This window comes from Nocardia niigatensis NBRC 100131 (assembly GCF_000308655.1).
In the GTDB taxonomy this organism is placed as follows: Bacteria; Actinomycetota; Actinomycetes; order Mycobacteriales; family Mycobacteriaceae; genus Nocardia; species Nocardia niigatensis.
Map to the genome: position 1 here is coordinate 157,120 of NZ_BAGC01000113.1, position 13,887 is coordinate 171,006.

A 13,887-nucleotide genomic window follows, 5' to 3' on the forward strand; every position below is an offset into this window, starting at 1 on the left:
CGTGCCCCGGGCGCGGCGGGCGTAGCTTTCTTGGTGCAGGCCAGTTTCGAGGGGCGAACATGAACGATCCGCGACGCTATGTGATCATCGGCGGCGGGCTGGCGGGCATGGCGTCCGCGGTCTGGCTGGCCGAGGCCGGCAAACAGGTCACGCTCCTGGAACGGCGCGGGCGGCTCGGCGGGCGCACCCACGCACTGGAGGTCGCTCCGCTGCGCGACATTCCCGACAACGGGCAGCATGTGATCGCCAGCGGCTACGTGCATCTGTTCCGATACCTGACCAGTGTCGGCACCCGTCAGTACGTGACCTTTCCGCAGCAGGGCGTGCTGCGCTGGCCCGGCGGGCGCACCGCGACCATGGGCACCACCGGTTTTCCCGCGCTGCGCGCCCTGTTCGGCGCCCACCCCGACGCGACCACCCGCGATCGGCTGCGCGCTGCGACCGCCACGGTCCGGATGGGCTGGCAGTGCCTGCGGCAGCCCGGCGACCTCGCCGACCTCACCACCGACCAGTGGTTCCGGCGGCTCGGCATGCCCGACACCGCGCGGGAGGCGCTGTGGGACTGGCTGGCGCTCGGCATCGCCGCCGAACCGGTGCGGCAGGAGTCGGCCAAGGTGTTCGCCGACGTACTGGCCACCGGAATCCGGCTGGGCGTCCGGCATTTGCGGCCCGTCAGTATCGGCTATCCCACCACCGACCTCGACACCCTTTTCGTCTCCGGCGCGCAGCGGGTGTTCGACCGGCACGGGGTGGAGGTGCGCTACCGGGCGGTGGCCCGGCGCATCCGCATCGAGGACGGCGCGGTCACCGGCGTCGTACTGGCCGACGGCGAGGTACAGCCCGCCGACGCGGTGGTGTGCGCGGTGCCCAACTCCTACATCGGCGGCCTGCTCGACGAACTGCCCGAACACGACCGGATCTATTCGGCCGCCGACAAACTCGGCTACACGCCGATCGTCAGCACCAACCCGTACCTGGACCGCCCGCTCGGCACCAAGGCCGCCATGGAGGCGCTCATCGGCGGCGCGGGCGTCATCGACGAGGTGTTCGACCGGCAGCGCATGCACGGGCGCGGCACCCTCGACGGCTGGCTGTACTGCCTGACCACCAGCGGCGCCTACGAGCAGATCCACAAACCGCACCATGCGGTGGTGGACGAGCAGATGGCGCTGCTGCGGCGCTACTACCCGGATGCCGCGGATGCGAAAGTGCTGCACGCGCAGGTGGTTCCGATGCCGCGGGCGACCTTCTCACAGGTGGTCGGCACCGATGGGCTGCGGCCTGAACAGCGCACGTCGGTGCCGACGCTGGTGCTGGCGGGGGATTGGACCCGAACCGACTGGTCGGCCACGATGGAGAGTGCGGCCCAGAGCGCGGCCAAGGCCGTCGAGTTACTGCTCGCCCTGCCCTCCGCCCGGCAGATCGAGGACCGTTCGGGCAGTCGCCGTTGACCCCCTCCGCCGAACTCGCCCGCAGCCCGATCCGACAGCGCCCGACCCTCTAGCCCTGCGTCTCGGCAATGCTCAGGTATACGACCATGATCGTGAACAGGAACCACGCCGCCCCCTGCCAGATCGGCCACGCCCGTTCCGCCCGCCACGCCCGGAACGCGATCACCAACGCCCCGATTCCCCCGAACAGCAGAATCCCACCCGGCACCAGGCCCACCACGACCCGTGAGGTCCCGTCACACAGACTCGACCCGGCATTCAGACACGCAGGCCGAGCAGCCGCCCACACCAGCGAGATCACCGCCGCGACCGCGGTCCCACCCAGCACGCCCAGCACATAGGTGGTCGCATGCCGCAACATCGACGGATCGTTCCACCGCTTCTCCACGTCGTTCACCATGACCCCACCTCCTGACACGCCGGACCTCGCCGATACCACCATCGTCGTCCTACCCGCCGCCCCTCGCCACGTCGAGCCCACAGCATGAGGCCCCACCGGTGTCGTAGCGATCACACGCGAGCAGGCCACCACAGGACAGATACTGGCCCTGCGCGCGGAACCGGCACACAACGCCTGAACCGTCGATCACCGCGCGCCGCATCAGCCCGGGGTCCGAGATGGTCCCTGCCCGTTGATCTTCCACGCCTCCGCGCCGAGACCGTGACCTGACGTGGAGGTGATCCAAGTCACCGGTGGCCGCTATCAGGGATTCGGGGGCTGCCTCGTTCAGGGAGCATGCGAACCAGACAGGAGCGAACCATGCAGCACCGCATCGTCGTCCTCGGGGCCGGATACGCCGGAGCCTTCTCCGCCGGAGGTTACCCGCGCCACCCGCAGCGGCTGACCACGGCGTGCCCGGCGCCGCCGAGCATGCCTTCCACGTGGCCGCGCCAGCAATGGCAGCGGCAGGAGCACGGTGCCCCACTGATCGAATCGTGGTAACCGCCTGCCCGACACCCGATCTCACGTTGATCGTCAACTCCCGTCGCATTCGGCAAGCCGATGATCGGGAAGCATGGTTGCGAATCCGATTCGCGGACAACACCTCTGCGCCGCCTGCGGAGCGGATCCCGGGCGTGTGGAAACCGCACCGATGACCGAGAAGCTCCGGGCCCACTTCGTCGCAGCGGCCGTCGGCGCCTTCCCGGCGGTCTGCACACCGGCATCCAACCAGGCGGGACTATCGTCTACCGGCTTTGAGTAATCGTGGGTGCTATCCGGGTAGCCCGCCTCGGACTGCGCATCATGCGGCAGATCAGCGTGTGGCTGGGTATTGGCAGATGTCGAAGTTGATCCGCTCCGAACACGCACAACCATGAAGGAATTGGCGAGATTCCGGCGATTTGCAGCCAGTAGGGCGCGATTGCACCGGCTCTATTCCAGACTCGGCGTGATGGCACGCTCAACCGGCTTCGGACGGCCACGGCCATTTGATCTTCCGCCGCTCCGCCCCGCGCTGGCCGGGTCGGTCAACGCGGTACGTGGCGGTTGTCTCTACTCCGCAAACTCGGTTCGTTCGAACCACTCGTATACAGGCAGTCGGCCTTCGGCGGTATCTGTGAACCTTGGGGTGGTTTTGTAATGTTCGTAGCCGGCGCGACGCTCGATCTTCACCTCGAAACCGGGCGGCGTGATCGGGACGATTCGCGTGGGCATGTCATCTGGTCCACCTTCGATGAAACACTTCGCCGACATCATGCGCTCCTTTCGTTGATTGACGAGCTGAGCGGAATTCTATCGATCAGTTAATGGCGAGAGTGCCGCAACGGAGTACTACGGATACGCACTCTGCATTCGGTAAGAGCGGGCGATAGGAATCGCTGACACGTCGAACGGCTGGTGGTGGGCCGGAGGTTCAGCGGGCGTCGGCAGCGAGGCCGAGGCCCAGGGCTACGAGGACGGCAGCCAGGGCGCGTTCGATGCGGCGGCGAATTCCGGTGCGGCGCAGCCAGGTTCCGGCGCGGTCGGCGGCGAGGACGACGCCGACGCACCAGGCGGTGTCGATGGCCAGTTGGATGACGGCCAGGATCACGACCGTGGGCAGGACCGGGCCGGCCGAGGGTAGGAATTGGGGGAGGATCGTGAGGCCGAAGACGGCGGCCTTCGGGTTGGCGGCGATGGAGATCAGCGATGCGCGGAACGCGGCGGCGGGGGTGCGGCCGCCTGGCAGAGCCGCGGTGAGGGCGGCGCCGAAGGCGTCGTCGCCCCGGGATCCGCGCCAGGCTTGAATGCCGAGCCACACCAGCACGACCGCTCCGAGCACGTGGATGCTGACATTGAGCACGCGGTTGGCCACCAGCAGCGTCGACAATCCCGCGCCGCCCGCCAGCGTCCACCCAACGATGCCGATCTCATTTCCCGCCACCGCCGCCAACCCGGCGGCCCGGCCGTCCCGGACCGAGCGCTGCAGGAACAGCGCGGTGGCCGGGCCGGGGAGCGCGGCCAGAATCAGGCAGGCGAGTGTGAAGGCGGGAAGCACCTCGATCCAATGCGGCATCCGTCGATGCTGACACCACCCACCCGGCCCGGCCAAGCGGTTTGCCCGGACCGGACCGACTTGGCACCCTTGGGCAAGACTCGGCTCCGGACGCCGTCGCCTCGGCCGGCGATGGTCGGCCCGGTGGGTGGTCGGGACTACCTGACCGCGTCGGACAGGTAGTCCCGACCGCCGACATACAGGGTGTGGCCGAGAGGAGCCTCGAGGGTGGTGGCATCGGCGACGGTGGTGGCGAATTCCGCGACGGTGGGCAGGTCGCCCTGGTCGCGCCGGGCGGTGACGGCGTCGGGGTCGCGGCGTTCGAGCAGGCGCACGATGATGGTGCCGTCGATCATGTCGCCGGAGACGACGGTGAAACCGATACCGCGGGCGGCGAATTCGCCGGTCATGGCCCGCAGCGCGTCCTCGCCGGCGCGCTTGCTGGCGGCGATGGGCTCGTAGCCGGGCGGGACTTCACGGGTGGGGGAGAAATGGGCTTGATGACTGGTGACGAACACGATGCGGCCGCCCGCGGGCAGGTGCGGTAGCGCCAGCCCGGTCAGCCGGGTCTGCGCGTCACGGTTGAGGAGCATGGCGTAGCCGGGCCCGGCATCGCGTTCCAGACCGCCGGAGGCATTGAGTACCAGCACATCCAGGCGGCCGAACTCGCCCGCCACCGTCTCGATGAGGCTTCGTGCGCCGTCCGCGTCGGCGATGTCCGCGCCCGCGACCGAGGCGCTGCCGCCCGCGGCGGCGATCTCGGCGGCCAGGTTCTCCGCGCGTTTGCGCTTCTCCCGGTAGTTGATCACCACGTGGTCGCCGCGAGCCGCCAGCACCCGCGCGGTTTCCGCGCCGATGCCGCGGGACGCTCCCGTGATCAGAACGATGCGCCGCCGGGTATCCGTTGTCGCCATCCGCGACCTCCATCCACTGTGTTGCTTCTAATCCAGAAGCACTACATTGGTACTTCGAAATGAGAAGCGCAAGTCAGCCACCCCCTGCCAACAGCCGTGCCGACGCCTCGGCGACCCCGCTGCTGGACGCCATGGACCTGCTCGGTCAGCGCTGGATGCTGCGCGTGATCTGGGAACTCGAGCCCGGCCCGCTCGGCTTTCTGGAACTGCGTCGCCGCATGGGCAATTGCTCGTCGAGCATGCTGTCGGTGCGACTGCAGCGGCTGGTGGAATCCGGTGTGGTGGACAAGAAGCCGGACAAGTCCTACGAATTGACCATTGCCGGAGTGGAATTGGGCTACGCCCTGGAACGAGTGTGGCGGTGGTCGGAGCGCTGGGCGGGTAGCCTCGAGCGGGCAGGGGGCGAGGACGAGCTAGGAACGGGATGAAACGCAGGCTGCTCATCGGCGGCGCGCTCACACTGGTGGTGCTGGCCCTGATCTCCGTCGGGCTGTACACCCTGATGAACTCGCGCACCTTCCAGGTGGCCGGCCGCATCGTCCCGCGCGTCGACACCACCGACAAGATCGTCGCCCTCACCCTCGACGACGGCCCCAGCGAGCGCACCCCCGATATCCTGAAAACCCTTGCCGAAGTAGGTATTCCGGCCACCTTCTACCTCATCGGCAGTGAACTGGCCGCCCACCCCGACCTGGGCCGCGCCATCGCCGCCGCCGGCAACGAGATCGGCAATCACACCTACAATCACCAGCGTATGGTCTTCGTGACCCCCGGTTTCGTGCGCGACGAGGTGGAACGCACCGACGCCGAGATCGCGAAAACCGGCTACCGGGGCCCGATCACGTTCCGCCCGCCGAACGGCAAGAAACTCTTCGCTCTGCCGTGGTACCTGTCCCGCCACGACCGCACCACCGTCACCTGGGATGTCGAGCCCGACTCCGGCAAGTCGCCGAACACCGATCAGATCGTCGCCGAGACCCTGTCGAAGGTGCACCCGGGCTCGATCATCCTGCTGCACACCATGTACGCGACCGGCGCGCCCTCCCTGGCCGCGATTCCCCGCATCGCCCGGGCGCTGCAGGACCAGGGCTACACCTTCGTCACGGTGTCCCAGCTGCTCGCGCGCTGACCTTCAGGCCGCGCCCCCGGACCCGGTGATCCCGCGCCGCACCTCGCCGGCCGTGTGCGCCTCGCGCGGCACGGCTCGCGCCCGCGAGGAGTGCAGCTGCCACGGCACGCTCGTCACCATCACGCCCGGCTCGAACAGCAGTCGCGCCTTGAGCCGCAGCGAACTCTGGTTGTGCAGCAGGTTCTCCCACCAGCGTCCGACCACGTACTCGGGGATGAACACGCTCACCACATCCCGGGGCCGCGACTTACGCTGGCGTTTGATCTCTTCCAGCACCGGCCGGGTGATCTCGCGGTACGGCGATTCGATGACCTTCAGCGGAATCCCGACGTGGTAGGTCTCCCAGTCCTGGGCGAGGTGGCGAGTGTCGGCGTCGTCCACGTTCACGGTCACCGCGGTCAGCGTGTCGGGCCGGGTGGCGCGCGCGAACTGCACGGCCCGCTGGGTCGCCTTGTGCCATCCCGACACCAGCACCAGCGCGTGCACCCGTCCCGGCAGCGTCTCCAGATCGTCCGGGTCGATCTCCAGCTCCACCCGCACCGACGAATAGTGCCGGTGGATCAGCCACATCCCCACCACCAGGATCGGCATGGCGATGACCACCAGGTACGCACCGTGGGTGAACTTGGTGATCATGACGACCACCAGCACCACGCCCGTGAAGCAGGCGCCGAACGCATTGATGAGGCGGGCCCGGTGAATTCGCAGCCGCTCACTCCGGCTCTCGCCGGTCCGCAGCTCCCGATTCCAATGCCGGACCATGCCCGCCTGGCACAGCGTGAACGAGGTGAACACGCCCATGATGTAGAGCTGGATGAGCCGCGTCGTGGATCCGTCGAAGGCATAGATCAGCGTGCCGGCCACCACCGCCAGCAGGATGATGCCATTGGAGAAGGCCAGCCGGTCGCCGCGGGTATGCAACTGCCGCGGCATGTAGCGGCGTTGCGCCAGGATCGAATTCAGCAGCGGGAAGCCGTTGTAGGCGGTGTTGGCGGCCAGAATCAGGATCAGGGCCGTGGTCACCATCAGGTAGTAGAAGGCGATGCTGTGCCCGCCGAAGACCGCCGCCGAGATCTGCGCGATGACCGTCTTCTGCGCGTCGGTGTGGCAGTCGCCCTCGAATCCGATGAGGTCGCAGGTGTTTTCGACCATCCGGGTCTTGGTGATCATGGCCAGCGCCGTCACCCCGGAGAACATGGCGATGGCGATGACGCCCATGGCGGTCATGGTGCGGGCGGCGTTGAGCGCCTTGGGTTTCCGGAACGCGGGCACCCCGTTCGAGATGGCCTCCGCGCCGGTCAGCGCGGTACATCCGGAGGAGAACGCCCGCAGCAGCAGGAACGCCACGCCCGCGGTGGACAGCCCGACCTGTTCGGCGTGGATCTGATAGTGGGCGCTCTCGGCCACCGGCGTGTGCCCGAGCAGTGTCTGACCCAGCCCGACCACGATGAGCGCGAACACGCCGAGAACGAATCCATAGGTGGGAATAGCGAAGGCTCGCCCGGATTCCCGCACACCGCGCAGATTCATGGCGGTCAGGAAGACGATGAATGCGAGATTGACGGTTACCCGGTACGGATTCAGATCCGGAATGGCGGAAATGATGTTGTCCACTCCGGCTGCCACGGATACCGCGACCGTCATGACGTAATCGACCAGCAGCGCCGCCGCCACGACCAGGCCGGGCAGCGCCCCGAGGTTTTCGGCCACCACCTCGTAGGAGCCGCCGCCGGACGGATACGCCTGCACGACCTGCCGATACGACAGCGCGACCACCGCCAGCAGCACCACGACGCCCCCGGCCACGACCGGGGTGAGATGGAGGTAGGCCAGCCCGCCCAGGGTCAGGATGAGCAGGATCTCCTGCGTGGCGTAGGCGACCGACGACAGCGGGTCACTGGCGAAAATGGGCAGTGCGAGTCGTTTGGGCAGCAGGGTCTCCCCGAGCCGATCGCTGCGAAACGGGCGTCCGAGCACGAGTCGTTTGGCTACGTCGATCGGTGAAACCACGTTCGGAGCCTAGGGCGGAAAACCGGATGAGTCGGAACCCCATGCCGTAGGGATTTCGTAAAGATACTGAGCGGTCCGGTGCTTTCCCTTGCAGGTTCCGAGACTTGTGCGGTTGATCGAACAACCACCTAGACTGTCTGGGACGTGGTCGAGGTTTTATGGAGAGGTGACACGATGGGAGACCGGACGGTCGTCGCCGACGTTGCCGACGAGTTGGCACGCCGTGTGGCATCCGGGGAGTACGAGCCCGGTGGTCTGATGCCGTCCGTCCGGCAGGTCGCCGACGAATTCGACCTGAATCGTGCGACGGCGCAATTGATTCTGGGCCGGCTCGAATCCTACGGATTCGTGGACGCGTACCGCGGCAAGGGATTCGTCATCCGGGACGTGCGCGCCGAGGGTGGCGTGGATGTGTACCGCCGGCTGTTCCGGCTGTCCATGCCGGACCCGGACATGGCCGCGGACATGTTCGGCAATATCGTCGACGAGGAGCGCGGCATCGCGCTCGAGGCGCTGCTCGCCTACACCGGCGGCGAACGCGCCATCGATCCGGCGGTCCTCAAGGACGAGATCGACGAACTGGAAACCCTTGCGCGCGGCGCGGACCCGGATCCGCATCGCATGCTGAGCATCGAGCTGGGGCTGTTGCGCCGGCTGCTCACCGCGCTCGGGCACACGGTGCAGCGCGCGGTGCTCAACTCCATCGGCGAGATGGTGCTGGAGGTGCCGGAGGCGGTGCAGGCCTACTTCGCGGTCTCGCCGGACCTGCACGTGCTGGTGTGGCGGGCGCTGGTCGCGGTGTGGGAGTCCGACAGCGGGCCGAGTCAGGCGCAGCTGGCGCTGTTCGAGGATCTGTTCGGCATGTACCACCGGAAGGTGGTGGCGCGCTTCGAGGAACTGGTCGGGGCGGCCGGGGCCGAATCCGCCGACGTGGTGGCCGCGACGGCCTGAAGAGACTGGACCGATCCGATCACGCCCGTTTCAAATCCGACGGGTCGGTTTCGTCTCAGACAACCCCGCTTGGCAGAAATTATTGCCCGATCACGGCATTCATGATGGTGCCCGCGCTCGTCGCGATGATCCCGCCGACGAGCGCGCCGGCCACCTGCTTGGGCGCCTGCACGCCGCCGCCGCTCCACTTCTCCCAGGCGAAGCGGCCACCCGCATAGGTGATGGCCAGCACCCCTGAGAGCAGGACGAACCAGGTGAAGTACCGGACCAGCCGCATCAGCTTGTCCGCCACCGGCGGGGTCTCGGGGGTCGGATTGGAGATCTGCGCGTGCTGAAGCTGCGTCAACAGCTCGTGGGCGGCAATAAGAAACATCTCGGCGCTCTTCCGCGTGATGGCATGTCCATCTCCGGAGTACCCGCCGGACGTGGTGCCGCGCAAGGGAAGTCGTGCTCTGAAAGGTCATCGGGTGTGGACGCGCGAAAGCAATAGTGCGCGCGCCCGGTACATTCAGTCCACGTCGTTGTCCGCGGACAGATAGGCTACGGCCGCCAGATACTGTCGGCACGCGAAGTGCTGATCGTGCGCGCGCAGGATGGCGCGGGCCTGGCGATAGGTGAGGGTGCGCGGTTCGACCGCGCAATCGTTGGGAATTTCGTTCCGAGCTGCCACATCGGTGGAACGGACGAGCATCTGCGTCATGGGATGCCTCTGGCCGATTAGGGGATGATCCACCGAGTTTAGGATCCCGGATCGTACAGATGCAAGCACATCTGCACGCTCGAATCCGGTTTCCCCGGCTGAGGCCCGGATCCCCGCCGGCTCCAATCCCGCTGTCGGCCGCGAACTCTGGCGTCACGTGACTATTCGGACATCGAGTTTCCGGGAGCAATCGGACGAACGGGATCGGCGAGCCGGTATTGTCCGAAATCCTTCGCAACTTTGCTTGGCCTTTCGGTGAACCAAGATCAAACCTGTTGTGTTGCAAAGGATGTGCTCTTCCGAGGCCATCGATGCCGGGCAATCTGCGTGCTATCGTCGTGCTTGCGGTTGCAACTGTAAGTACACCTGATCGAACATTTGCAAGTACTGGGACCACCGTCTGCGGGCGGTACTGGCAAGGAGTCTGAAATGACGGACATCTCGGCAACCCCGATCGATCGCTCGAACCTGTTGTGGCGCAAGAGCACATTCAGCAATCCCAGTGGGAACTGCGTGGAGATGGCCCCCATGTCCGATGGACAGGTGGCCGTGCGCAACTCCCGCGACCCCGAGGGCTCGCTGATCGTGTACACGCGACCGGAGATCGACGCGTTCCTGCGCGGCGCGAAGAGTGGAGAATTCGACGACCTCGCGCGCTGAGCGGTAGCATTGGCAATCGGCGCGGTGGTTCGCGACAGACGGTTGTGAGTCCACTGACGGCAAACCCGAGCATCGGAGTGGACCCCATGATCGCAGAACCCGTTGCCCACGATCGGGCGGATTCCGCTGTCGCCGAACGTGGCCCGACCGCACTGCGCATCGCGGTCGGTAGCCAGCTACGGAAGCTGAGGGAACAGAGCGGTATTACACGTGAGGCCGCGGGTGATCACATCCGCGGCTCTCACGCGAAGATCAGTCGTCTGGAACTCGGTCGGACCGGATTCAAGGAGCGCGATATCCGGGATCTGTTGGCGCTGTACGGCGTTGACGATCCCGGCGAGCGCGAGCAGTTCCTCGAACTGGTTCGCAAGGCCAACCAGCCGGGATGGTGGCATCGCTACAGCGATCTGCTGCCGCCCTGGTTCGAAACCTATCTGGGCCTCGAGCACGCGGCGAAATCCATTCGTACCTATGAGGGGCAGCTGGTCCCGGGTCTGCTGCAGACCCCGGACTACGCTCGCTCGGTCGTCGCTCTCGGGCACGACGCGGATGGAGAGCGCCGCGTCTCGCTGCGCCGGCGTCGCCAGGAGCTACTCACCCGCGACGGCGCGCCGAGCTTCTGGGCCGTCCTGGACGAGGCGGTGCTGCACCGCCCCGTCGGCGGTCCTGGCGTGCTTCGCGGTCAGATCGAGCACCTCATCGATATGTCCAAATTGCCCAATGTGACCATCCAGGTGCTGCCTTACGCGGCGGGTGGCCATGCGGCTGCGGGAAGTTCGTTCACCATGCTCCGCTTCGCCGAGTCCGAACTCCCCGACATCGTCTATCTCGAGCAGTTGACGAGCGCGCTGTATCTGGACCGCCGACAGGATCTGGAGCTCTACCGTCAGGTCATGGACCAGCTGAGTGTGCAGGCGGAGCCGCCGGAGCGCTCGCGCAAGGAGCTGGCGCGGATCGCGTCCGAGCTCGACTGAAAGTCCGTACATACGGATAAGGGGCCCCTTACGGGGCCCCTATCAGCGTGCCGCCGACCTTGACGAGTGGGCCTGCGGCACGGCCGGATTCGGATTACTGCCTGATGAAACTGGAGGCGATACGCCAGAACGCCTCCGGCTGCATGGTGTGCAGATCCCAGTCGTTCACCATGGCATGCGCCGTGGTGACGATCCGCTCGATGTCGAAGTCATACCGAGTGGCCGCTCCGGTGGATTCGACCTGGCGGATGACGAAAGCGGTTGCCGTCTCACGTGAATAGGTTTGCTCCGGCTGACTTCTGTCGGCAAACCCGAGTCGGCTGAGGTTGATTGGCTGGTTCATTCGAACGCCCCTGACGCCAGGCCGACGGCTAACCGTGGGCGAAGAATCGCCGGTGATTCACCGCTCGGCTCTCTGGTTGTCCCCTTATTAGTGCCTTGCACGACGAGTCTATGACCGTGCATTGCGCAGATGCAAGTACATCTGCAACATCGAATTCCCAGCGCCAGAGTAGTTTTCGGGATGCTATGAGTTTGCGAAACCAGGGTTGGCAAAAGGTTGCTTTCGGCCCCGAGCAGGGCTTTTCCAGTACTTCCGATCGAAAGTTCCGGAGGGAATGGACTGTTCCGCTTTATCCAGGAATTTGCGGAAGATCAAACTTGGCCCTGACGGGCGCAAACACGGCCGGCGAAGCGCTCAAACTCGCTCCTGACGGGCCGCGTCCCGGCGCATCGCGGCTTTGATCCGGCGGTGCTCGATGACCATCAGGCCGATTCCGAAACGCAGGCACACCGCGCCGGCGAGCCCGAACAGGGCGCTCCAGCTGAGTGCGCCGTAACCGGCGGTGGTCAAAGTCAAAGCGATCGCGACGATTCCGGTCGCGGCCAGAATCGGTCCGGGGAGATTGTGGGTCTCGTCGTAGGCGGGCGGAGTGACAGGCATCGAGGCTGTCCTTTCTCCGGGTGATGCGGTGGCGATAACAACCGGGATACCCGGGCCGGTGTGGGTGAATCACACCGCGGGGGACCCGCGTTCGCTACGGCCGTCGGTGATCCCCAGATCGTCCAGCAGGCCGAGAAACGCGCGCGCATAGGGTGAGCCCGCCGTTTCGCGCCGCACCCGCTCCCAGTCGACCTGGGCACGCAATTCCCGCGCGATGTTCAGCAGCCGGGTGAAATCCACCCGCTGCGGATCGGACACGGTGAGTTCGTCCACCAGGAAGTCGGCGACCGTCACCACGGGCGCGGCGATCGAGCCGATGGGCAGTCGCTCGGCCCGTGCCAGCAGCGCGTCGGTGACGGGACGATAGTTGGGCCGAAAGACCAGGTCGACGCGAATGTCGCGGTCGTACAGTGTGGTCCGCTCGGTGTCGGCCGTCTTCAGCGGCGGTCGCAGTCCGGCGGCGGCCAGCAGGCTCAGCCCGCGTGTCACGTCCGCGGGCCGCAGCAGTACGTCGACCTCGGACTGCGGGCCGGTGACCGGTCCGCCGCGGGCGTACACCGCGCAGTCGCCGGTGACGGCACAGGGAATGTCGTTGTCCTGCAGGACGTGGACGGTGCGCGTGAGGGTGCCGAGCAGCCGGTCGATGGAACGGACCATAGTGATGGCGTACCCGTGATCTCGCGGGCTAATCCGGAACGTGCCGTGCCCATCCAGCGGGCCCTGGATTGAAGCGGTTTCCTCGCGTGTGTTAGGTCTGAGAAGTAGTGGATCGATCAACCTGAGTGGACGGAGCCGGTGTCGTGGTGGATGTGCCCGCGTATTTCGACGAGGTGGACGGCGGGTTCTTCCCGACGTCGTTCGCGGCCAGCCAGTGGTCCTCGGCGCAGGTGGTCGGCCCGGCCCTGACCGGCCTGCTGGCGCGCGAGCTCGAGCGCGGGCATGCCACCGACGGGTTCGTGCCGGTGCGGCTGACCGTGGACCTGTTCAGCGCGGCGCGCTTCGAGCACGCCACCACCCCGAGCGTGCGGGTGCGCGACGGCCGGCGGATCCGGGTCGCGGACGTGAGCGTGGTGCAGGGCGGCACGGTGGCCGCGCGCGCCACCGCGGTGCTGCTGCAGCCGGCCGAGCAGCCGCCGGGGGAGCTGTGGCGGCGCGAGCGGGAGCCGGAGCCGCCGTCGCTGGAGATCGCGCCGCCCTCGCCGCTGCCGCAGATACCGCTGTTCCACAGCGGGGAAAACTCGCCGGCGTGGAGCTCGGTGCCCACCGAGCACGAGAACAACCTCCGGAAACGCACCTGGCAGAACCCGATTCGGGTGGTGACGGGCGAGGAGCTGACCCCGTTCGTGCGGGTCGGCGTGGTGGCCGAGGCCGCCAGCATGATGACCAACTGGGGTGACAAGGGCATCGGGTTCATCAATACCGATATGACGCTGGGGCTTTCCCGTCAGCCGGTGGGCACCGAGATCGGTGTGGAGGCCGACAGCCACTTCAGCGAGCGCGGCCTGGCGGTCGGCGTCGCCACCCTGTTCGACCGGATCGGCTCCTTCGGCAGCTGCATGGTGACCTCGGTGTCCAATGCCGGACGGCAGATCAGCACCGCGCAGCTGGACATGGTGATGCGCCGGCGGATGTGAAACGGCAATTTCCGGGCACGGCACGGTCTCGATGTTGCGTCGAA

18 protein-coding genes are annotated in these 13,887 nt (G+C 66.8%); 8 read left to right on the forward strand and 10 right to left on the reverse strand.

The annotated features are described in order from the left end of the window. The first annotated feature begins 59 nt into the window (after window positions 1–59). Window positions 60–1,451, forward strand: coding sequence for a hydroxysqualene dehydroxylase (locus tag ON33_RS36190; protein ID WP_040863650.1), 1,392 nt, complete (start codon window positions 60–62; stop codon window positions 1,449–1,451). Window positions 1,452–1,500: 49 nt separating this feature from the next. Here ON33_RS36190 and ON33_RS36195 read toward each other — a convergent pair whose 3' ends face one another. After that, a complete protein-coding gene (locus ON33_RS36195; RefSeq protein WP_040863651.1) occupies window positions 1,501–1,851 on the reverse strand; it encodes a hypothetical protein in 351 nt (116 codons plus the stop codon). Window positions 1,852–2,211: 360 nt separating this feature from the next. Here ON33_RS36195 and ON33_RS36200 point away from each other — a divergent pair, with 360 nt between their 5' ends. After that, window positions 2,212–2,394, forward strand: coding sequence for a hypothetical protein (locus tag ON33_RS36200; protein WP_040863652.1), 183 nt, complete (start codon window positions 2,212–2,214; stop codon window positions 2,392–2,394). Window positions 2,395–2,946: 552 nt separating this feature from the next. Here ON33_RS36200 and ON33_RS36205 read toward each other — a convergent pair. From ON33_RS36205 to ON33_RS36215, 3 genes are all read right to left on the reverse strand, one after another. Further along, window positions 2,947–3,150: a DUF5988 family protein gene (locus ON33_RS36205; RefSeq protein ID WP_218001567.1), complete on the reverse strand. Its 204-nt coding sequence runs from the start codon at window positions 3,148–3,150 to the stop codon at window positions 2,947–2,949. 157 nt (window positions 3,151–3,307) lie between these two features. Further along, window positions 3,308–3,949: a LysE family translocator gene (locus ON33_RS36210; protein ID WP_040863653.1), complete on the reverse strand. Its 642-nt coding sequence runs from the start codon at window positions 3,947–3,949 to the stop codon at window positions 3,308–3,310. 137 nt (window positions 3,950–4,086) lie between these two features. Further along, a complete protein-coding gene (locus tag ON33_RS36215; RefSeq protein ID WP_040863654.1) occupies window positions 4,087–4,842 on the reverse strand; it encodes an SDR family oxidoreductase in 756 nt (251 codons plus the stop codon). A gap of 59 nt (window positions 4,843–4,901) precedes the next feature. On the opposite strand from ON33_RS36215, the gene ON33_RS36220 reads away from it, so the two are divergent. Together ON33_RS36220 and ON33_RS36225 are read left to right on the forward strand one after the other, a co-directional pair. Beyond that, on the forward strand, window positions 4,902–5,270 hold the full coding sequence (locus tag ON33_RS36220; RefSeq protein WP_051153398.1) for a winged helix-turn-helix transcriptional regulator: 369 nt from the start codon (window positions 4,902–4,904) through the stop codon (window positions 5,268–5,270). Continuing rightward, a complete protein-coding gene (locus tag ON33_RS36225; RefSeq protein WP_040863656.1) occupies window positions 5,267–5,971 on the forward strand; it encodes a polysaccharide deacetylase family protein in 705 nt (234 codons plus the stop codon). The genes ON33_RS36220 and ON33_RS36225 overlap by 4 nt, the downstream gene beginning before the upstream one ends. Window positions 5,972–5,974: 3 nt before the next feature. On the opposite strand, the gene ON33_RS36230 is transcribed toward ON33_RS36225, so the two are convergent. Next, on the reverse strand, window positions 5,975–7,981 hold the full coding sequence (locus ON33_RS36230) for an APC family permease (RefSeq protein ID WP_040863657.1): 2,007 nt from the start codon (window positions 7,979–7,981) through the stop codon (window positions 5,975–5,977). A 174-nt stretch (window positions 7,982–8,155) separates the two neighbouring features. Between ON33_RS36230 and ON33_RS36235 the strand changes: the two genes are divergently transcribed. Continuing rightward, complete coding sequence (locus ON33_RS36235) at window positions 8,156–8,932, forward strand: GntR family transcriptional regulator (protein ID WP_040863658.1); 777 nt, start codon at window positions 8,156–8,158, stop codon at window positions 8,930–8,932. Window positions 8,933–9,011: 79 nt separating this feature from the next. Here ON33_RS36235 and ON33_RS36240 read toward each other — a convergent pair whose 3' ends face one another. Both ON33_RS36240 and ON33_RS36245 read right to left on the reverse strand, forming a co-directional pair. After that, the gene (locus ON33_RS36240; protein ID WP_051153399.1) at window positions 9,012–9,305 is read right to left on the reverse strand and encodes a hypothetical protein; all 294 of its coding nucleotides are present in this window, start codon (window positions 9,303–9,305) and stop codon (window positions 9,012–9,014) included. Between the two features lie 135 nt (window positions 9,306–9,440). Further along, window positions 9,441–9,623 carry a hypothetical protein gene (locus tag ON33_RS36245; RefSeq protein WP_040863743.1) on the reverse strand — a complete coding sequence of 61 codons (183 nt, stop codon included), beginning with the start codon at window positions 9,621–9,623 and terminating at the stop codon, window positions 9,441–9,443. A gap of 438 nt (window positions 9,624–10,061) precedes the next feature. Here ON33_RS36245 and ON33_RS36250 point away from each other — a divergent pair, with 438 nt between their 5' ends. After that, window positions 10,062–10,292 (forward strand): DUF397 domain-containing protein, encoded by a 231-nt coding sequence (locus ON33_RS36250; RefSeq protein ID WP_040863659.1) that lies wholly within the window; start codon window positions 10,062–10,064, stop codon window positions 10,290–10,292. Window positions 10,293–10,378: 86 nt separating this feature from the next. After that, window positions 10,379–11,266, forward strand: a complete 888-nt coding sequence (locus ON33_RS36255; protein WP_040863660.1) for a Sco1979 family transcriptional regulator — start codon at window positions 10,379–10,381, stop codon at window positions 11,264–11,266. A 94-nt stretch (window positions 11,267–11,360) separates the two neighbouring features. On the opposite strand, the gene ON33_RS36260 is transcribed toward ON33_RS36255, so the two are convergent. The 3 genes from ON33_RS36260 to ON33_RS36270 all read right to left on the reverse strand — a co-directional run bounded on the left by ON33_RS36260 (window position 11,361) and on the right by ON33_RS36270 (window position 12,866). After that, window positions 11,361–11,609: a hypothetical protein gene (locus tag ON33_RS36260; RefSeq protein ID WP_033089065.1), complete on the reverse strand. Its 249-nt coding sequence runs from the start codon at window positions 11,607–11,609 to the stop codon at window positions 11,361–11,363. Between the two features lie 354 nt (window positions 11,610–11,963). Then, the gene (locus ON33_RS36265; protein ID WP_051153400.1) at window positions 11,964–12,209 is read right to left on the reverse strand and encodes a hypothetical protein; all 246 of its coding nucleotides are present in this window, start codon (window positions 12,207–12,209) and stop codon (window positions 11,964–11,966) included. Between the two features lie 69 nt (window positions 12,210–12,278). Beyond that, window positions 12,279–12,866: a hypothetical protein gene (locus ON33_RS36270; RefSeq protein WP_040863661.1), complete on the reverse strand. Its 588-nt coding sequence runs from the start codon at window positions 12,864–12,866 to the stop codon at window positions 12,279–12,281. Window positions 12,867–13,009: 143 nt separating this feature from the next. Between ON33_RS36270 and ON33_RS36275 the strand changes: the two genes are divergently transcribed. After that, window positions 13,010–13,843, forward strand: coding sequence for an acyl-CoA thioesterase domain-containing protein (locus ON33_RS36275; RefSeq protein ID WP_051153419.1), 834 nt, complete (start codon window positions 13,010–13,012; stop codon window positions 13,841–13,843). Window positions 13,844–13,887 lie beyond the last annotated feature (44 nt).